Genomic DNA, 19,028 nt, shown 5'->3' on the forward strand with positions numbered 1-19,028 from the left:
CTCGGGAGGTGGATGCCACATGGCGCGCTCCGACGAGCAGAACCGGCTGGCCCGCGAGCGCGCCAGGGAGAACATCCTGCAGGCGGCGATCGAGACCTTCAGCGAGCGCGGCGTCGCGGGTGCGAGCATCGCGGAGATCACCCAGCGCGCGGGTGTCGCGCAGGGGCTCGTGAACTACCACTTCGGTGGCAAGGAGCAGCTCGTCATCGCCGTGATCGATCGCTGGTTCGAGACGGTGCTCGGCTTCGCCCGAGTGGAGGGGACGCCCGACGAGATGCTCGCGGCGGTGATCGACGGCGCTCTCACAGCGACCGCCTACGCGATTCCGTTGCAGCGGGCCGTGCTGGCGATGCAGCAGCAGCCCTCGACGCACCGGCTGTTCGCGGTGTCGGAGGCGCGGCACGAAGCGGCAGCGACCGCAGCGGAAGACGCGGTTCGCGACCTGTTCCGCGCGCGGGGGGCGGAGGATCCGGCTCTCGAGGAGGTCATGCTGCGCAGCACGATCGAGGGCGTGTTCGTGAAGTCCGCCGTCTTCGGCGACACCTACCCGCTCGAGGAGGCGCGACGCTGGATGTTCCGGCGCTACGGTCTGCCGGAGCCGACGACGCCCATCGCGCCGCCGGTCCCCCTCCGCGACGGTGAACCGCGGCCTCGGGCGACAGCGGCGCTGCGCTCGGACGAGGAGCGTGCGGACGCATCCGCGTGACGAACGGCACGGACGCGGGGTCCGGTCGTGAACGACCGGACCCCGCTGATTCCGACAGCGTTCGAGTGAACGGTGTCAGTTTCCGTAGAGTGCGACGACTCCGTCGGTGTCGACGCTCGTCATCGACAGGTCGGCGGACGATCCGTTGCACTGCGGGTAGTGCATGATCGACGACGAGTCATACGGCGTCAGCGGACGCCAGTTGTTGTCCTCGAAGCAGGTGCCGGCCTCGGGGCGGGTGTGCTCGTGGCGGAAGCCGAGCACGTGACCGAGCTCATGACCCAGCACATTCGTCGGGGTCCAGGACGAGCCCGGGGTCCAGATCGAGTCGTCGATGAGGACGTTCTGCAGGCGCGGCGCCGTGCTCGGGAAGAAGGCCCGGGCGATGTACTGCGTCGTCTGCACGGGCTCCACGGAGAAGAGGACGGCGTTGTTGCGCGTCGTGCAGTTGGCATCGGCGCTGCTGTCGTAGATGAAGTCGATCTTCGATGATGCGGCCTCCCAGAGCGCGGCGCCGCTTTCCATCGCGCTCACGACGTCGGCGTGACGTGCACCGAATGCCGTGCTGACGCAGTAGGTGAGGGCGCTCGCCTGCGCGTCGGACCACTTGTCGTCGATGCTGTTGACCGTGTTGACGATGAGGCCGTTGGTCACGGGATCGGCGCCGAGGAGCTGTTCGTAGAACGACCGCAGTTCGCCCTGGTTGGAGATCACCTCGTCCCCGTTGACGACGTAGGCTCCGTCGATGTCTCGGTAGGTCGACGCCTCGAACTCCTGGAAGGTGGGGATGTCGTCGGCGTCGGGTGCGGAATTCGCGGCAGCGGGGATGACCGTGCCGAGGCAGAGCGCAGCAGCCGCGGTAGCGGCGAACGCCAGTTTTCTCGTGAGTCGCAAAGTACTGGTCCTTTTCGATCTGAACGATTCCGCGCGCCCCCTCGGTGCGCGGCCCCCGGGGAGAAAGGCGGGCAACTCTGCGTCGTCGATCGCCCCGAAGTCCGCTCACGGTAACCATGCCTTTCACGGGATCGCAAGGCATCTCCCGGCACGTTCACAGATTTATGCACTCAGGTCAGAAATACCGAATGCTGTTCTGGTCGAACGTGCTGCCCGACGTCGCGAGAGGTCGGGGGTCAGGGGTGACCCATGCGGGCGAAGGCCCCCAACACGCTGCGCTCGGATGCCGTGAGGTAGCGCTCGAGCTCTTCGGTGGCCGCCTCGGGCCCGCGCTCCAGCAGCGCGGTGAGCACCGCGCGGTTGCGCCGGACGAACGGCTCATGCAGTGATCGCGGCTCGTCGATCTCGAGGAAGACGAGGCGCAGCTCGGCGGCGACGTCTCGGTAGGTGCGGGAGAGGCGTGCGCTGTCGGCGAGGGCGACGATCGCGTCGTGGAAGGCCATGTTGGCGCTGCCGATGCGCCGCCAGTCCTCGTGCGGCAGCTGCTCCTCTGCCTCGGCCAGGGCATCGCGCATGAGCTGTACGGCGGGGTGCTCCGGCTCGGACTGGCGCAGCGCCGTGCACTCGATCACGCGGCGGGCGCGGTAGATGTCGATCACGTCGGCGATGGTGGGGGATGCCACCGAGACGCCGCGATGCGGGATGTGTTCGACGAGCCCCTGCTCGGCGAGCACACGGAACGCTTCACGGAGGGTGTTGCGCGAGACGTCGAACTGCTCGGCGAGGGCGGACTCCGACAGTCGCGACCCCGGCGCGAAGTCGCCGTCGATGATGCGCTGTCGGAGCACGTCGGCGAGCACGCCCTGCTGGTTCATGCCTTCATCGTAGGTGGCGCCGTGGTCGGATCGTCTACGGGTGGCAGTGAGGGATCACACGAAAGCAACCGCTCTGTAGCACGGCCGTAACATGATTGTTGAACAATCGGGTTCTATCCGTTCTACACTGGGGGTCACCCGACACCCACCAACGACGATGGGAATCCCCCCGCATGTCTGAGCAGACCACCGCCTCCCTCTCCCCGGAGGACGAGGCCCGCCTCTCGTCCGTCAAGAAGCGCGCGGGCCGCAGTGCCGTCATCGGCGCGATCTTCCTCATGGCCACCAGCGCCATCGGCCCCGGCTTCATCACGCAGACCGCCACGTTCACGGCGACGATGGGGGCGGCCTTCGCGTTCGCGATCCTCATCTCGATCCTCGTCGACATCGCGGTGCAGCTGAACGTCTGGCGCATGATCACCTCCTCGGGCAAGCGCGCCGGCGAACTCGCCAACAGCGCCATCCCCTTCTCGGGGCACCTGATCGCCGTGCTCGTCGTGATCGGCGGGCTGGCGTTCAACATCGGCAACATCGCCGGTGGTGGGCTCGGACTGAACGCTCTGCTCGGAATCGACACCAAGCTCGGCGGCATCGTCACCGCGGCCCTCGCGATCATCATCTTCCTCGTGAAGAAGGCGGGGCCGGTGATGGACGTCGTGCTGGTCGTGCTCGGCATCGGCATGATCGTCATGACCGTGGTCGTGGCCGTCATCGCGCAGCCGCCGATCGGCGAGGCCCTGCGCCAGACCTTCGCGCCGGATGAACTGAACTTCGCCACCATCACGACCATCGTCGGCGGAACCGTCGGCGGGTACATCACCTACTCCGGCGCCCACCGCTACCTCGACTCCGGCCACACCGGACCGGAGCACGCCCGCTCCGTGATGCGCGCGGCGACCAACGGCATCCTCGTCACCGGCGTCATGCGCTACGTGCTGTTCCTCGCGATCCTCGGGGTCGTGGCCTCGGGCGTCACGCTCGACCTCTCCGGTCAGGGCGCGAACCCCGCCGGTCAGGCGTTCGGCGCGGTGCTCGGCGATGCCGGACTCCGCATCTTCGGCGCGATCTTCTGGGCCGCAGCGATCAGCTCGGTCATCGGGGCGGCGTACACCTCCGCCACCTTCCTCTCCACCTTCACCAAGAAGCTCAAGGGCGGCTGGCCCCTGCAGCTGGCGACCGTCGCCTTCATCGTGGTGTCGCTGGCGGTGTACCTGTCGATCGGCACGGCACCCGCGGCGATCCTCGTCTTCGTCGGCGGATTCAACGGCCTGATCCTGCCGATCGGACTCACGGTGTTCATGTACATCGGCTGGTTCCGCCGGGACCTGCTCGGCTCGAAGAAGTACCCGATGTGGCTGCTCGTCGCCGGTACGCTCGTGACGCTGCTCACCTGGTACATGGGGATCGTCTCGGTCGGCCCCATCTTCGCCTTCCTCGGAATCGGAGCGTGATCGCATGACGTCGATCGACCTGAACTCGGACCTCGGCGAGAACGTCGCCGACCGGATCGTCAGTGACGATGCGAGCATGCTGCGCCTCGTCACGAGCGCCAACGTGTCATGCGGGTTCCATGCGGGGAGCCCTGAGGGCATCCGCGAGACGCTCGCAGCAGCAGTGCAGGGCGGCGTCGTGATCGGCGCGCATCCCGGCTACCGTGACTACGAGAACTTCGGACGAACGAAGGTCGACATCGACTCGGCCTCGCTGCAGGCGCACGTCGAGTACCAGCTCGGTGCTCTCGTGGGACTCGCCGCCGCTGTGGGGGGGAGGGTCTCGTACGTCAAGCCGCATGGTGCGCTCTACAACACGATCGCGCGCGACGAACGGCAGTCGAAGGCCGTCGTGGCGGCGATCCGCGCGATCGATCCGAGCCTGGTGCTGCTGGGGCTCTCCGGGGGCGTCGTGCTCGATGTCGCCGCGCGCGCCGGACTCGCGGTCGCCGCTGAGGCCTTCGCCGACCGCGCCTATCAGCCCGACGGGCAGCTGGTGTCGCGTACCGAGGAAGGGGCCGTGCTGCACGACCCGGATGCGGTCGCGGAGCGCATGGTGCGCCTCGCCTCGGAGGGCGTGATCCGTGCGATCGACGGCACCGACGTACCCGTGGTCGCCCAGTCGATCTGCGTGCACGGCGACAGCCCTGGTTCGGTGGCGATGGCGGCTGCGACCAAGCGGATGCTGCAGGACGCAGGCATCACGATCGCACCGTTCGCGGGCGCGCGATGAACACGGAGCACCTCGTCTGATGCGCATCCGCACGGCATCCGATCATGCTCTTCTCGTCGAGGCGTACGACCTCGACGAGGCGATGCGTCTGAACCTCGCCTGGGAGGGCATTCCCGGCATCGTCGAGCGCATCCCCGGCGCCCGCACCGTGCTCGTGCGCTTCGATCCGCTTCGCGTCTCGGCATCCGACCTTGCGGCCGCGCTCGCCGCGACGCCGATCGACACCGCGCATCTGCCCGGCACGGGAGAGGTCACGGTGCCCGTGCGGTACGACGGCGAGGACCTCGAGGAAGCGGCATCTCTGCTGGGCGTGACGGCGGAGGAACTCGTGAACCGGCACCTCGCTGCCCACTGGCGGGTCGCATTCTCCGGATTCGCCCCGGGCTTCGGATACGTCGTGAGCAGCGACCCCCTGTTCGATGTGCCCCGCCGTGCGTCTCCGCGCACCCGCGTGCCCGCCGGATCGGTCGCGCTCGCGGGGGAGTTCACCGGGGTGTACCCGCGCGAGAGCCCCGGCGGATGGCAGCTCATCGGACACACGGATGCCGCGATGTGGGACATCGACCGGGACCCGCCCGCCCTGCTGTCGCCGGGGACCGCCGTACGGTTCGAACGTGTGCGGGACGAGGCTCGGCTGGACGCCGCTCGGCTGGACGTGGTGGGGCTGGACGCTGCTCGGCTGGACCGAACCGGAGGCTCTCCGGAGCCCGCCCGGCGAGCCGCGCCGCAACCCACTCCAGCCGATGCGGAGGGCGCGGGTCGCGGCGCGGAGGCGGCCGTCGAGGTCGTCCGTGCGTCGCTGCAGCTGCTGGTGCAGGATGCCGGGCGCTCGGGCTATGCCGCGCTCGGGGTCTCGGCATCCGGGGTGGCGGACCGCCGGGCGATGCGCGACGCGAACCGCGCAGTGGGCAACACGGCCCGGGCTGCGGTTCTCGAGAGCGTCGGGGGTGTCGTGCTGCGGTTCCGCGGAGCCGGTGTCGCCGCCGTCACAGGGGCTTCCGGCGCGCTCACGCTGGAAGAGGCCGGAGGAGGCGTTCGTCCTGTCACGCACGGCGAGCCCTTCGCCACCGTCGACGGCGACGAACTGACGCTCGGTCACCCCGAGCACGGGCTGCGCTACGTCATCGCGGTCCGCGGTGGAGTGGATGCGGCCCCGGCCCTCGGCAGTCGCGCCGCCGACACCCTCGCCGGACTCGGGCCCCTCGCACTGACAGCGGGCACGGTGCTCCCCATCGGCGACGCCGGCCGGCACGCCGTCGACCCGTCCGTCGTTGCGCGCGAGCTCCCCGCCCCTGGGGATCTCGTCGACCTGGAGATCACCCTCGGCCCGCGCGACGACTGGTTCACGACCGCAGCGGTCGAGACCCTCACCGGTCAGGAATGGACCGTCACGCCGCGTTCCGACCGCGTCGGCATCCGACTGCAGGGCCAGGTGCCGCTCGAGCGCGCCCTCGGAGGAGAGCTCCCGAGCGAGGGCGCCGTCACCGGCGCGATCCAGGTGCCGCCCGACGGACAGCCGGTCCTGTTCCTGCCCGACCATCCGCTCACCGGCGGATACCCCATCATCGGAGCGCTCACGGATCGCAGTCTCGACCTCGCAGGTCAGCTGGCTCCGGGAGTGCGCCTCCGCTTCACCGTCAAGGAGTCCTCATGACCACCGTGTCGACCGTGCCGACCACGCAGCGGGTCCTGATCGCGAATCGCGGGGAGATCGCGGTGCGCGTCATCCGCGCCTGCGCCGAAGCCGGGTACGCATCCGTCGCGGTCTATGCGGATCAGGATGCCGACGCCCTGCATGTGCGTCTGGCCGACGAGGCCGTGGGACTGGGTGGTGTCACTGCCGCCGACACGTACCTCTCCATCGATGCGCTGCTCGCCGCCGCACGGAAGTCCGGGGCGACCGCCGTGCACCCCGGATACGGATTCCTCTCGGAGAGCGCTGCGTTCGCGCGGGCCGTGGAGGAGGCGGGGCTGGTCTGGATCGGACCGACGCCGGCGAGCATCGACGCGCTCGGCGACAAGATGACCGCCCGCCGTATCGCTCAGCAGGTCGGAGCGCCGCTGGCTGCCGGCACCGATGAGCCGCTGGCCGGGCCCGAGGAGGCCGTGGCGTTCGCCGAGCAGCACGGACTCCCCATCGCGATCAAGGCGGCATTCGGCGGGGGCGGTCGCGGGCTCAAGGTCGTGCGGGAGCTGTCCGAGGTCGCCGAGGCCTTCGACGCGGCCACCCGTGAGGCGGTCGCGGCGTTCGGCCGGGGGGAGTGCTTCGTCGAGCGCTTCCTCGAGAGCCCGCGACACATCGAGGTGCAGGTGCTCGGTGACGGGCTCGGCGGCGTCGTGGTCGTCGGCGATCGCGACTGCTCGATGCAGCGCCGAAATCAGAAGCTCATCGAGGAGGCGCCGGCTCCCGGCCTTTCCGTCGAGCAGCGCACACGGTTCCACGATGCGGCGCGGTCGATCTGCGGTGAGGTGAGGTATCGCGGGGCGGGCACGGTGGAGTTCCTGCTCGCGGCCGACGGCACCATCTCGTTCCTCGAGGTCAACACCCGGCTCCAGGTGGAGCATCCGGTCACCGAGGAGGTCACCGGAACCGACCTCGTGCGCGAGCAGTTCCGCATCGCGTTCGGGGAAGGCCCGTCGATCGTCGAGACACCGAACCCGGTCGGGCATGCCTTCGAGTTCCGGATCAACGCCGAAGACCCCGGCCGCGGTTTTCTGCCGAGCCCCGGTCGCGTCGAGCGGCTGCGGATCCCCGGTGGTCCTGGTGTGCGCTGGGACAGCGGCATCGAAGAGGGGGATGTCGTGCAGCCGGCGTTCGACTCGATGATCGCCAAGCTTATCGTGCACGCCGAGTCCCGCGACGCGGCCATCGTGCGCGCGCGACGGGCTCTGCGCGAGCTCACAGTCGAAGGCCCGGCGACGGTCATCCCGTTCGATGTGATGGCGCTCGATGACGAGGCGTTCGCCACGGAGTGCTTCGCGGTGCACACGCAGTGGATCGAGAGCGCCCTGCTGCCGAAGCTGGAGACGCAGGCGCGGCCTGCAGTCGTGCCGGATGCCGCTCTGCAGCGCTTCCCTGTCGAGATCGACGGGCGACGGGTCGTGCTCGGACTGCCCGCCGCGCTGCTGGCCGGATTCGGTCGGCCGGCCGATCCTGCGGCGGAGACGCCCACGGCCGATCCGGCAGAACTGCGCTCGCCGGTTCCGGGCACCCTCGTGCGGTGGCTCGTCGACGACGGAGCCGATGTGGGCGAGGGCGACCCGGTCGCGCTCCTCGACGCCATGAAGATGGAGACCACGGTCGCCGCCCACCGGGCAGGGGTCCTGTCGCAGCGTGCAGAGCTCGCAGCGATGGTTCCCGCTGACGCCGTTCTCGCCCTCATCTCCTGAGCAGCCAGTCCTGCTCCGGTCGCACTTTCTGTCGTCTTAGAGGCCCGAGAGCGGCAGAAAGTGCGACCGGAGTGCGACCGGAGTATGCGCGGGAGTGATCAGGCGGGGTCTCCGCCGAGCGGGCCGACGGCTTCGAGCGGCTTCGGGTCGTCGGCACCCGTCTTGCGCAGGCGAGCGATCAGGTTGCCCAGGTGGTAGATCACGATCGCCGCCACCGTGGCGATGACGATGCCGCCGAGCTCGAAGCCGGAGGCCTCGTCCTTGATCATGAACCCGCCGACGGCCATGATGAGCGCGACGGCTGCCGTGTACTGGTTGACCGGGCGCGAGAAGTCGACGCGGTTGTCGACCCAGATCTTGATGCCGATGACGCCGATCAGGCCGTACAGTGCGGTCGTCACGCCGCCGAGCACACCGGCGGGCACCGAGTTGATGACCTCGCCGAACTTGGGGGAGAGGCTGAGCAGGATCGCGGCTGCGCCGGCCACCCAGTATGCCGCGGTGGAGTACACGCGCGTCGACGCCATCACGCCGATGTTCTCGCCGTAGGTCGTGGTGCCCGATCCGCCGAAGAATCCGGCGAGGGTCGTCGAGACGCCGTCGGCGATCAGCGCCTTGCCGGTCTGCTGGTTCACGGTCGCGTCACCGGTCATGGTCGCGACACCGCGTACGTGTCCGACGTTCTCGGCGATCAGCACGAGGACGACCGGGAGGAACATCGCGAGTGCCGTAAGGGTTCCGGGCTCGGTGAAGTTCGGGAAGGTGAAGGTGGGAAGACCGACCCAGTCGGCCTTCTCCACGGCCGAGAAGTCGAGCTCACCGCGGAACGCCGCGAAGATGTACCCGGCGATGACGCCGAGGAAGATCGAGATGCGTCCGAGGAATCCGCGGAAGACGACGGCGAAGAGGATCGTGATGGCGAGGGTGAACGTCGCGGTCACAGGGGCGGCGGCGTAGTTGTTGTGCGCTGCGCCCGCGAGGTTGAAACCGATGAGCGCGACGATGGTTCCGGCCAAGACCGGCGGGAGGAAGCGGTCGACCCACTTCACACCGACCGTGTGCACCACGACGCCGATGATCGCCAGGAGCACACCGACCGCGACGATTCCGGCCAGGGCGGTTCCCATGTTCGCGGAGGCGGTCGCGGCAGTGACCGGTGCGATGAAGGCGAACGACGAGCCCAGGTAGCTGGGCAGCTTGTTGCGGGTTACAAGAAGGAACAGGATCGTGCCGACGCCGCTGAAGAGCAGCGTGGTGGCGACCGGGAACCCGGTGATGATCGGCACCAGGAACGTGGCGCCGAACATAGCCACGACATGCTGGAGCCCGATCGCGATCGTGGCGGGCCAGTTCAAACGCTCATCGGGACGGACGACGGCGCCGGGCTCGACCGTGCGGCCGTTTCCGTGCAGCTTCCACAGGGCCATGCGGGCTCCTCAAGGTTCGGGGGATGGCAGGGGGTGCCGGAGCAACACTACCGATTCCTGAGTTTTCCCTGAGCGCCCACCCTCTCGCATGTGCAGGCGTGAGCGACGGATGCATGAGGGTCCCGCGGCCGAGAGTCATGCATCCGCCCGATCGTCATGCATCCGTGCGGAGAGCGGGACCCGGAGATCGGGACCCGGAGATCGGGACCCGGAGATCGGGACCCGGCGATCGGGAGCGCTCAGGCGCCGAGGCGCTCGATCAGCTCGCGGTAACGGTCGGCGGTGCGTGCGACGATATCTTCCGGAAGCAAAGGCGGCTCGCCCTGCTGGTCCCAGTTCGCGGCCATCCAGTCGCGCACGATCTGCTTGTCGAAGCTCGCCATCCGCTCGTTCGGCGTCGTGCCGGTGCGCCAGGCCTCCGCATCCCAGTATCGCGAGGAGTCGCTCGTGAGCACCTCGTCGGCCAGGCGCAGGGTGCCGTCGGCATCCGTCCCGAACTCGAACTTGGTGTCGGCGAGGATCAGGCCCTTTTCCTCGGCGATCGCCGCCGCGCGGGCGTAGATCGCGAGGGAGGTGTCGCGCAGTTCGGCCGCGCGCTCGGCGCCGACCAGCTCGACGGCGCGCTCGAACGTGATGTTCTCATCGTGCTCGCCCATCGGTGCCTTGTAGGCAGGGGTGAACAGCGGCTCCGGCAGGCGGTCGCCGTTCTGCAGGCCGGCGGGCAGCGGAATGCCGCAGACGGTGCCGCTCTCCTGGTACTCGACCCAGCCCGACCCCGTGATGTAGCCGCGCACGACGCATTCGATCGGCAGCATCTCGAGCGACTGCGCGAGCATCGCCCGATCGGCGACCGCATCCGGGAGCTCGCCCTCGGCGATGTGGTTGGGGAAATCGGAGAGCTGTGCGAACCACCAGCGGCTCAGTCGCGTCAGCAGGGCACCCTTTTCGGTGATGCCGGGGGAGAGCACGAAGTCGAAGGCGCTCACGCGGTCGGAGGCCACGACGAGGATGCGCGTGTCCGCCGGATCCTCCGAGGCGTACAGGTCGCGGACCTTGCCCGAGTAGATGTGCCGCCAGCCGGGAATGCTCTGTGCCGTGCCTTCTGAAGGTGTGCTCACCCGCCCATTATCCCGGTTCCCGCGGTCACCGAATGCCGTGGTCCCGGTGTCAGAGGGGCGATCTAGCCTGGTGGCATGACGGACGACATCCTCACGCCGCGTCTTCGACTCTCGCGTCCGGTCGAGGGGGATCTCGACGCGCTGTTCGCGATCTCCGCCGATCCGCGGGTGTGGACCCACTATCCGTCGCTTCGGCACCAGCGACCGGAAGACACTCTTGCGGGCATGGCGCGCTGGGAGGCGAGCTGGGCCCGCGCCGGGTTGGGATCGTGGGTGGTCCGGTTGCGTTCCACGGGTGAGGTGATCGGCAACGGCGGGTGCACGCTCCTCGGCGACGCGGTGTGGAACCTCGGGTACCGGCTGTCGGCCGATCATCACGGGAACGGGTACGCCACCGAACTCGCGTTCGCCGCTGTCGAGCAGGCGCGCGCGGTCGATCCCGACCGCCCCGTGATCGCCTATCTCGTCGAGCACAACCATGCGTCGGCGAAGGTCGCCGAGAAGGTCGGCCTCGAACTCGTCCACAGGGCACCGGATGCGGGCAACCCCGATCCGTCTGTCTGGCGCCTCGTCTACGCAGACCGTCCGCTCGATCCGGCCCAACTCACAGCCGTGTCGCTGTAGAGAAGGCGGATCGCAGCTGTTCGCTCCGCCGAAAGAGGCGTATAGTCCACATGGACTATTTGAGGTGAGGGGCATGGCGAAGGACGCTGTCGATCGGCTCACCCCCATGGGGGTGATGGTGCTCGCGCTGCTGCGCGAGGGCGACATGCACCCCTATGAGATGGTGCGTCTCATGCGCGCCCGTCACGACGACCGCCTGCTCACGATCACCAACGGGACGCTGTACCACACGGTCTCCCGACTGCACCGCGCGGGTCTGATCGACGAGCTGGGCATCGACCGCGAGGGCAACCGCCCGGAGCGCACCACCTACGCCCTGACGGGTGCCGGACGCGAAGCGGTCATGACATGGGTGCAGCGCGAGCTGCCCCGCATCGATCGCCCTGCGGACTTCCGTATCGCGCTCGCCGAGGCGCACAACCTCGAGCGACCGGAGGTCATCGACCTCCTGAGGGCGAGGCGCCTCGCCCTCGTCGAGGATCACGCGAGGCACCGCGACGGTCTCCACGCGGCCCGGGAGAAGAGCGTTCCCGAGCAGGTGCTCGTCGAGATCGAACGCCAGGAGGCTCTGCTGGCCGCCGAGCTCGGCTGGCTCGACTCCCTCCTCGACCGCCTCGAGACCCGAGTCCTGCCGTGGGGTCCCTCGGCATTCCAGAACTCAGACCGCTACCGCGCTCAGCGAAAGGCAGCACAGCAATGACAGATACCCCTCGCGGCGGAGACCGCCCGCCGGCGTCCGCGCCCTCGACCTCCGGTCCGTCGACCGGCACCTACTCCGCGGGGCACAAGCCCACGAGCCCGTGGCCTGCCCTCTGGGCGCTGGTCATCGGCTTCTTCATGATCCTCGTCGACACCACGATCGTGTCGGTCGCGAACCCGGCGATCAAGGCGGCGCTCGACCCGAACACGAACAACCTGGACAACGTCGTGTGGGTCACGAGCGCCTACCTGCTCGCCTACGCCGTGCCGCTGCTGATCACCGGACGCCTGGGCGACCGGTTCGGCCCGAAGAACATCTACCTGATCGGTCTCGCGGTCTTCACTCTCGCCTCGCTGTGGTGCGGACTGTCGACGACCCTCGAGGGTCTGATCGTCGCTCGCGCCGTGCAGGGCCTCGGTGCCGCGTTCATGACTCCGCAGACCATGGCCGTGATCACCCGCACGTTCCCGCCGGACCGCCGCGGCGCCGCGATGGGCCTCTGGGGCGCCACTGCCGGTGTCGCCACTCTCGTCGGCCCGCTCGTCGGCGGCCTGCTCGTGGACGGGTTCGGCTGGGAGTGGATCTTCTTCGTGAACATCCCGGTCGGCATCGTCGCCTTCGTGCTCGCCTGGCGCCTGGTCCCGAAGCTGGCGACTCACTCGCACCGCTTCGACGTCGTGGGCGTGGTGCTGAGCGCTGTGGCCCTCTTCCTCATCGTGTTCGGTCTCCAAGAGGGGGAGAAGTACGACTGGGGTGTGATCTGGGGTCCGATCTCCGTGTGGAGCCTGATCATCGTGGGACTCGTGGTGCTCGGACTGTTCATCCTGCAGCAGGCCAAGACCCGCAGCGAGCCCCTGGTTCCGCTCGAACTGTTCCGCGACCGCAACTTCTCGGGAGCGAACGTGGCGATCGCCGCGGTCGGCTTCACGGTGACAAGCATGTCGCTGCCGATGATGTTCTTCCTCCAGACCGCGCGGGGTCTCACCCCCACCGAGGCCGCGCTGCTGCTGATCCCGATGGCCGTGCTCTCGGGCGTTCTCGCTCCGGTCGCGGGGAAGCTGCTCGACCGCGTGGATCCGCGCATCATCCTGATCCCGGGGCTACTCTGCGTCGCCGGGGCACTCATCTGGTACTCGGCTCTGATCAACATGGACACCGCGATCTGGATGTTCCTGCTGCCCTCCGCGCTGATGGGCGTCGGCAACGCCGGAATGTGGGGTCCGCTCGCCACGACCGCGACGCGCAAGCTCCCGCCGCGCCAGGCGGGTGCAGGTGCCGGCATCTACAACACCACCAGGACCATCGGTTCGGTCATCGGCTCGGCCTCCATCGCCGCGTTCATGCAGTCCCGGCTCGAGGCGAACCTTCCGGGTCTCGCCGATTCGCCGGCGGGTGGCTCCACCGGAGGGACGCTGCCGCCCCAGGTGGCCGAAGGCTTCGCCGCAGGAATGTCGCAGGCGATCCTGCTGCCGGCGTGCGTGATGGTGGTCGCCCTCATCGCCTCGCTGTTCCTCGGCCGCTATGACAAGACGGAGGCTGCGGCGCCCGTGGCTGCACGCGCCGAGTAGTCGACGACCCTCCCTCCACGATTGATCCCGAGAGGTGTGTATCCCGCACCTCTCGGGATCGTCTTCGTTCGCGCCCTGGAGAGGGAGGAGTGCGCGGGTACCGATTCTTCTTCTACAGCAACGAGGGATCGGAGCCCCCGCATGTGCACGTGGAGCGGGCGGAATTCACCGCGAAGTTCTGGCTGCGGCCAGTAGAATCGGCCGCGAAGACGAGATTCGACGACCGAGAGCTGCGACTGCTTCGTCGGTTGATCGAACACCGACGCGATCTGATCGAGGAGGCGTGGCATGAGCACTTCGGTGGATGACGCTGTCGCGGTCGGCGTCGTGATCGATGAGCGCGAACTGCACGTGCGGATGAAGGACGGACGCACGATCAGCGTTCCTCTCGACTGGTTCCCGCGGCTAGCCGCTGCGAGCGTCGCGGAACGTGCGGTCTGGCGCTTGATCGGCGTCGGGGAGGGCATCCACTGGCCGCAGCTCGATGAAGATGTCTCCATCGCCGATCTCCTCCGAGGTCGCTGACGGGTTTTGCGGTGGTCCGGCGAATGTGGTGTCATCGGGCGATGACGATCGCACTCTCACGACCGAGCATCGACCTCTTCGACTCCTGGGCCGCCGCGGTGGCCGAGTTCGAGGGCGGACACATCGACGGCGGCGGTATCGAGAAGGGTTTCGTCCCCGACCGGGCCGCTTTCGAGGAGTTCGTCGAGCGCGCAGAGCTGTACGCCACGCCTGGCGCGGTGCTCCCGGAGGGCCACGTGCCGTGCGACTACTACTGGATCACCGAGGGCGACCACGTCGTCGGCTTCCTCTCCTTCCGCCGCGAACTCAACGACCACCTCCGCCGCTTCGGCGGCCACATCGGCTACTCCGTGATCCCGACGAGGCGTCGCGAGGGGATCGTACGAGAGGCTCTGCGCCTCATGCTGCGCGCCGCGAAGGCCGACGGCTACGACCGCGTGATGCTCACCTGCGACGACGACAACATCGGCTCCATCCGCACCATCGAGGGGGCCGGTGGCGAGCTCGAAGACGTGATCGATGCGCCGGAAGCCGGGCAGCCCCTGGTGCGGCGCTACTGGATCGACGTTTCGGGCACACGACTCGCCGCGAGCTAGGGTAGATCCTCGGCGGTCGTCCGGTCGCTGCTGTCGACCCGGGGAGCACACGTCGTGATCCGAAACCCATCCGCCGCGGTGAGCCGTCTGCGCCGCTCGGTGCGCACCGCAGGTGCTGCCGCGCTCGTCGCCTTCGTCGCCGTCGGAGCGCTCCTGGCCGGAGCCGCACCCGCCACCGCCGCGAGCGACGGCGACAAGTACGTCATCGGTACGGACACGACGTTCGCGCCGTTCGAGTTCACCGATCAGGACGGCGACCTCGTCGGCATCGACATGGACCTGCTCCGTGCGATCGCGAAGGACCAGGGGTTCGAGGTCGAGATCCGCCAGCTCGGCTTCGACGCCGCCGTGCAGGCGCTGCAGTCGAACCAGGTCGACGCGGTCATGGCCGGTATGTCGATCACCGAGGAGCGGCAGAAGGCCTTCGACTTCAGCGAGCCGTACTTCACCAGTGGTGTCCAGCTCGGCGTGCTCGAAGCCAGCGACATCCAGTCGCTCGACGACCTGGACGGCAAGACCGTCGCCGTCAAGACCGGTACGCAGGGGCAGACCTTCGCCGACGAGAACAAGGACGAGTACGGCTTCCGGGTCACTCCGTACCAGGACACGACCGACATGGTCGATGCGGTCAAGGCCGGTCAGGCCGTCGGCTATTTCGAAGACTTCCCCGTGCTGGCCTACGGCATCCAGCAAGGGTCCGGCTTCCGCCTCATCGGTCAGCCGGAACTGGGCGGCGAGTACGGCTTCGCGGTCAACAAGGGCCAGCACCCCGAGCTGATCGAGAAGTTCAACGCGGGACTCTCGAACCTGAAGGCATCCGGCGAGTACGACAAGATCGTCGACACGTATCTCTCCGGCGGCGAGAAGTCCACGCAGCCCACCGACATCATCTCGGTCGCGGTGCAGTACTGGCCCGCACTCATGGAGGGCCTCTGGCTCACGATCCTCGCGACGATCGTCGCCATCGTGGCCGCGTTCATCCTGGGGCTCGTCTTCGGCTTCGGTCGAGTCTCGAAGTTCGCTCCGTTCCGGTGGATCGCCACCGCCTACGTCTACGTCTTCCGCGGCACCCCGATCCTCATCCAGGCGTTCTTCGTGTTCTTCGCGATCCCGCAGCTGTTCCCCGGTCTCACGTTCAACCCGTTCGTCGCCGGTGCCATCACGCTCTCGCTCAACACGGGTGCGTACATGACGGAGATCATCCGCGGTGGCATCCAGGCCGTCGATCCCGGACAGAACGAGGCCTCGCGCTCGCTGGGTCTCGGGCACTGGAAGACGATGCAGAAGGTCGTGCTCCCGCAGGCGTTCCGCATCATGATCCCCTCGTTCGTCAACCAGGGCATCATCACCCTCAAGGACACGTCGCTGATCAGCGTGATCGGCCTCGCGGAGCTGACGTTCGTCTCCCGTCAGATCATCGCCTCGACGTACCTGTCGGCCCAGGTGCTGACGATCGTCGCCATCATCTACTTCGTCGTGATCACGCTGCTGACGCTGCTCGCGAACCGCCTGGAGAGGACGTTCAACGCATGAGCAAGATCCTGGTGCAGGACCTGCACAAGTCGTTCGGTGACAACGAGGTGCTCAAGGGCATCAACCTGGCTGTGGAGGACGGCGAGGTCGTGGCGGTCATCGGGCCTTCGGGCTCGGGCAAGTCCACCCTGCTGCGTTGCCTCAACAAGCTCGAAGAGCCCACGTCGGGGCACGTCGTCATCGACGGCGTCGACCTGACCGACAAGAGCGTGAAGCTCGACGAGGTGCGTCAGCGCATCGGCATGGTGTTCCAGCACTTCAACCTGTTCCCGCACATGACCGTGCTCGAGAACATCACGCTCGCACCGGTCGAGTGCGGGAAGATGACGAAGGCCGAGGCGCGTGAGCGGGCGCTGTCGCTCCTGGAGCGGGTCGGTCTCTCGGAGAAGGCAGATGCGAAGCCGGCGTCCCTTTCCGGCGGGCAGAAGCAGCGCGTGGCTATCGCCCGTGCACTTGCGATGGACCCCGAGATCATGCTGTTCGACGAGGCCACGAGCGCGCTCGACCCGGAGATGGTCGGCGAGGTGCTGCAGGTCATCCGCGACCTGGCCTCCGGCGGCATGACCATGGTGCTGGTGACGCACGAGATGGGCTTCGCCCGCGAGGTCTCCGGCCGCACGGTCTTCATGGACGGCGGCGTCGTCGTCGAGGAGGCCCCGCCCGCAGAGCTCTTCGGCTCGCCCAAGAACGAGCGCCTGAAGGACTTCCTCTCGAAGGTCCTCTGAGGGGCGTCCGCTCCGCGCTCCACGCATTCGCATCGACTTCCCGTGCACTCGCCGAGTGCACGGGAAGTCTGCGTAGGGAGGTCGTGCGCTCGCGGAGGCTACTCGGCGACGCGGGCGGCGATGTCGGTGCGGTAGTGCGATCCGTCGAGGCGGATGTGGGCGATCGCTTCGTAGGCCCGGTCGCGCGCAGTGCGGAAGTCGGAGGCGACGGCCACCACGTTCAGCACACGGCCGCCCGTGGCGATGAGCGATCCACCGGGCGCATCCGGGCTCGCGGTCGCGGCGTGCACGAGGCGGACGCCTTCGACGGCGGCGGCGTCTGCGAGGCCCTCGATCGGCCGCCCGGTCTGCGGCGCCTCGGGGTAGCCCTCGCTGGCCAGCACGACCGTGATCGCCACCTCGTCGCTGAACACGGGCTCGGGCTGGTCCTCGAGGGTTCCGGATGCCGCGGCGAACAGCAGCTCCGACAGCGGGGTGACCAGCCGCGGCAGCACGATCTGCGTCTCGGGGTCGCCGAAACGCGCGTTGAACTCGATGACGCGCACACCTGCCGGGGTCAGGATCAGCCCCGCGTAGAGCAGACCGATGAACGGCGTGCCCTCGGCGTCGAGCTGCCGGACCACGGGGAGCGCCACGTCGCGCGTGACCTCCTCGACGAAGGCCTGCTCGCTGCCGAACTGTTCGGCGAGCCAGGGCAGCGGCGAATAGGCGCCCATGCCACCCGTGTTGGGTCCGGCGTCGCCGTCGAGCGCACGCTTGAAGTCCTGCGCGGGGCTGAGCGCACGCACGGTGTCGCCATCGCTCAGGAAGAAGAGGGAGACCTCGGGGCCGGAGAGGAACTCCTCGATCAGCACCGGGCCGGCGGGAAGATACTGTTCGGCGTGCGCGAGGGCCTCGGCGCGGTCGGACGTGACGATGACGCCCTTGCCCGCAGCCAGACCGTCGGCCTTGACCACGTACGGGGCACCGAGTTCGTCGAATGCGCTCTCGACCTCGGCGGTGGTGGCGGCGCGGACGGCGCGACCGGTGGGCACACCGGCGGCGTCCATGACCCGCTTCGCGAACGACTTCGAGCCCTCCAGCTGTGCGGCCGCCTTGCCCGGTCCGAACACGGGGATGCCCCGCACCCGCAGGGCATCGGCGACGCCGGCGACGAGGGGAGCCTCCGGGCCCACCACGACCAGGTCGATCGCGTGCTCGTGCGCGAATGCGGTGACCGCCCCGCCGTCGAGGGGATCGACCGAGACAGGGGTCGCATCCTGGGCAATGCCGGCGTTGCCGGGAGCGACGAAGATCTCGTGCTCCGTCTGCTCGGCCCGCAGGGCGAGGATGATCGCGTGCTCACGGGCACCGGAACCGAGGACGAGAATCTTCACCCGTCCAGACTACCGAGGGTGGAGCTCCGGATTTCGGTCCGGCTCAGAGGTCGACGGTCCGCTCCACGGTGGCGTCCCACGGCACGGTCCAACCGGCCGCGTCGAAGAGCGCGTCGAGCACCATCGCGGTGAAGCCCCAGACGATCGTGCCGTCGACGTCGAACGCCGGGCCGCGGAACGTGTGCCCCATCCGTGTGATGGTCGATGTGAACCGGGTCTCCGGGTCGAGCAGCTGCGCGACGGGCACGCGGAACACCTCGACCGTCTCGGCATGGTCGACCGCCACGACCCGCGAGGGCGACCTCCACCACGCCAGCACCGGCGTGACGAGATGGTTGCTCGCGGCGAGCGGGATCACGGGCAGCGTGGCCAGGATCTCGACGCCGGTCGGATCGAGCCCGGTCTCCTCCTCGGCCTCGCGCAGGGCCGTCGCGACGACATCGGCATCGCCCGGGTCCACGCGGCCGCCGGGGAAGGAGACCTGTCCGGGATGTGAGGAGAGCGTGGGCGCGCGCCGCTGCAGCAGCACGTCGAGGTCACGCGCGACGGCGGGGCCGGTGGTGGACGCGGGGATGCGATCGAGCACGCCGAACAAGATGAGCACGGCCGCATCGTGGGCACTCTGCGGGTCGGCGAGTGGGGGGATGCGCACTCCCCACGAGTGGTCGGCGACGGCCGTGAGCAGCTCGGCGCGGGCGCCCTGGGGATGCATGCTCATGCGTCCGAGCTTAGAACTCGTCTCGCACGG

Annotated in this window: 19 protein-coding genes; 13 read left to right on the plus strand and 6 right to left on the minus strand. The window is 68.6% G+C overall.

Translation table 11 applies throughout. The features are described from left to right. Positions 1–19: 19 nt before the first annotated feature. A complete protein-coding gene (locus ASD13_RS11875; protein WP_082531486.1) occupies positions 20–706 on the plus strand; it encodes a TetR/AcrR family transcriptional regulator in 687 nt (228 codons plus the stop codon). Positions 707–781: 75 nt separating this feature from the next. Here the strand turns inward: ASD13_RS11875 and ASD13_RS11880 are convergent, their stop codons facing one another. Together ASD13_RS11880 and ASD13_RS11885 are read right to left on the minus strand one after the other, a co-directional pair. After that, entirely contained in the window at positions 782–1,600 is an 819-nt protein-coding gene (locus ASD13_RS11880) for a matrixin family metalloprotease (protein ID WP_055869336.1), read from the minus strand. Positions 1,601–1,836: 236 nt separating this feature from the next. Then, complete coding sequence (locus ASD13_RS11885; protein WP_017831303.1) at positions 1,837–2,475, minus strand: GntR family transcriptional regulator; 639 nt, start codon at positions 2,473–2,475, stop codon at positions 1,837–1,839. Positions 2,476–2,648: 173 nt separating this feature from the next. On the opposite strand from ASD13_RS11885, the gene ASD13_RS11890 reads away from it, so the two are divergent. Genes ASD13_RS11890 through ASD13_RS11905 form a run of 4 tightly spaced genes read left to right on the plus strand, consistent with a single transcriptional unit; the run spans position 2,649 to position 8,088 of the window. Continuing rightward, positions 2,649–3,926, plus strand: coding sequence for an NRAMP family divalent metal transporter (locus ASD13_RS11890; protein ID WP_055869339.1), 1,278 nt, complete (start codon positions 2,649–2,651; stop codon positions 3,924–3,926). A gap of 4 nt (positions 3,927–3,930) precedes the next feature. Next, on the plus strand, positions 3,931–4,698 hold the full coding sequence (locus ASD13_RS11895; RefSeq protein ID WP_055869342.1) for a LamB/YcsF family protein: 768 nt from the start codon (positions 3,931–3,933) through the stop codon (positions 4,696–4,698). A gap of 19 nt (positions 4,699–4,717) precedes the next feature. Next, on the plus strand, positions 4,718–6,352 hold the full coding sequence (locus ASD13_RS11900) for an urea amidolyase family protein (protein WP_055869345.1): 1,635 nt from the start codon (positions 4,718–4,720) through the stop codon (positions 6,350–6,352). After that, the gene (locus ASD13_RS11905) at positions 6,349–8,088 is read left to right on the plus strand and encodes an acetyl/propionyl/methylcrotonyl-CoA carboxylase subunit alpha (protein WP_055869348.1); all 1,740 of its coding nucleotides are present in this window, start codon (positions 6,349–6,351) and stop codon (positions 8,086–8,088) included. Before ASD13_RS11900 ends, ASD13_RS11905 begins: the two co-directional genes overlap by 4 nt. 98 nt (positions 8,089–8,186) lie before the next feature. On the opposite strand, the gene ASD13_RS11910 is transcribed toward ASD13_RS11905, so the two are convergent. Further along, complete coding sequence (locus tag ASD13_RS11910; protein WP_055869350.1) at positions 8,187–9,515, minus strand: uracil-xanthine permease family protein; 1,329 nt, start codon at positions 9,513–9,515, stop codon at positions 8,187–8,189. A 239-nt stretch (positions 9,516–9,754) separates the two neighbouring features. Further along, a complete protein-coding gene (locus tag ASD13_RS11915; protein ID WP_055869353.1) occupies positions 9,755–10,633 on the minus strand; it encodes a phosphoribosylaminoimidazolesuccinocarboxamide synthase in 879 nt (292 codons plus the stop codon). 75 nt (positions 10,634–10,708) lie between these two features. Between ASD13_RS11915 and ASD13_RS11920 the strand changes: the two genes are divergently transcribed. The 8 genes from ASD13_RS11920 to ASD13_RS11955 all read left to right on the plus strand — a co-directional run bounded on the left by ASD13_RS11920 (position 10,709) and on the right by ASD13_RS11955 (position 16,904). After that, positions 10,709–11,257, plus strand: a complete 549-nt coding sequence (locus ASD13_RS11920; RefSeq protein ID WP_055869356.1) for a GNAT family N-acetyltransferase — start codon at positions 10,709–10,711, stop codon at positions 11,255–11,257. Positions 11,258–11,330: 73 nt separating this feature from the next. Beyond that, a complete protein-coding gene (locus tag ASD13_RS11925) occupies positions 11,331–11,957 on the plus strand; it encodes a PadR family transcriptional regulator (RefSeq protein WP_055869360.1) in 627 nt (208 codons plus the stop codon). Further along, positions 11,954–13,525 (plus strand): MFS transporter, encoded by a 1,572-nt coding sequence (locus ASD13_RS11930; protein ID WP_055869363.1) that lies wholly within the window; start codon positions 11,954–11,956, stop codon positions 13,523–13,525. Before ASD13_RS11925 ends, ASD13_RS11930 begins: the two co-directional genes overlap by 4 nt. A 149-nt stretch (positions 13,526–13,674) precedes the next feature. Then, positions 13,675–13,833 carry a DUF4160 domain-containing protein gene (locus ASD13_RS11935; RefSeq protein WP_235562620.1) on the plus strand — a complete coding sequence of 53 codons (159 nt, stop codon included), beginning with the start codon at positions 13,675–13,677 and terminating at the stop codon, positions 13,831–13,833. Then, positions 13,814–14,050: a DUF2442 domain-containing protein gene (locus ASD13_RS11940; RefSeq protein WP_036323853.1), complete on the plus strand. Its 237-nt coding sequence runs from the start codon at positions 13,814–13,816 to the stop codon at positions 14,048–14,050. Before ASD13_RS11935 ends, ASD13_RS11940 begins: the two co-directional genes overlap by 20 nt. Positions 14,051–14,091: 41 nt before the next feature. Next, on the plus strand, positions 14,092–14,646 hold the full coding sequence (locus tag ASD13_RS11945; protein ID WP_055869368.1) for a GNAT family N-acetyltransferase: 555 nt from the start codon (positions 14,092–14,094) through the stop codon (positions 14,644–14,646). Between the two features lie 54 nt (positions 14,647–14,700). Beyond that, positions 14,701–16,179, plus strand: coding sequence for an amino acid ABC transporter substrate-binding protein/permease (locus ASD13_RS11950; protein ID WP_055869370.1), 1,479 nt, complete (start codon positions 14,701–14,703; stop codon positions 16,177–16,179). Next, complete coding sequence (locus ASD13_RS11955) at positions 16,176–16,904, plus strand: amino acid ABC transporter ATP-binding protein (protein ID WP_017831317.1); 729 nt, start codon at positions 16,176–16,178, stop codon at positions 16,902–16,904. The genes ASD13_RS11950 and ASD13_RS11955 overlap by 4 nt, the downstream gene beginning before the upstream one ends. 98 nt (positions 16,905–17,002) lie before the next feature. On the opposite strand, the gene purD is transcribed toward ASD13_RS11955, so the two are convergent. Both purD and ASD13_RS11965 read right to left on the minus strand, forming a co-directional pair. Then, entirely contained in the window at positions 17,003–18,280 is a 1,278-nt protein-coding gene (purD, locus tag ASD13_RS11960; protein ID WP_055869373.1) for a phosphoribosylamine--glycine ligase, read from the minus strand. A gap of 43 nt (positions 18,281–18,323) precedes the next feature. Beyond that, positions 18,324–18,998 carry an NUDIX hydrolase gene (locus ASD13_RS11965; RefSeq protein WP_055869376.1) on the minus strand — a complete coding sequence of 225 codons (675 nt, stop codon included), beginning with the start codon at positions 18,996–18,998 and terminating at the stop codon, positions 18,324–18,326. Between the last annotated feature and the right edge of the window lie 30 nt (positions 18,999–19,028).

It is taken from the genome of Microbacterium sp. Root1433D1 (assembly GCF_001426835.1).
GTDB lineage: Bacteria > Actinomycetota > Actinomycetes > Actinomycetales > Microbacteriaceae > Microbacterium > Microbacterium maritypicum.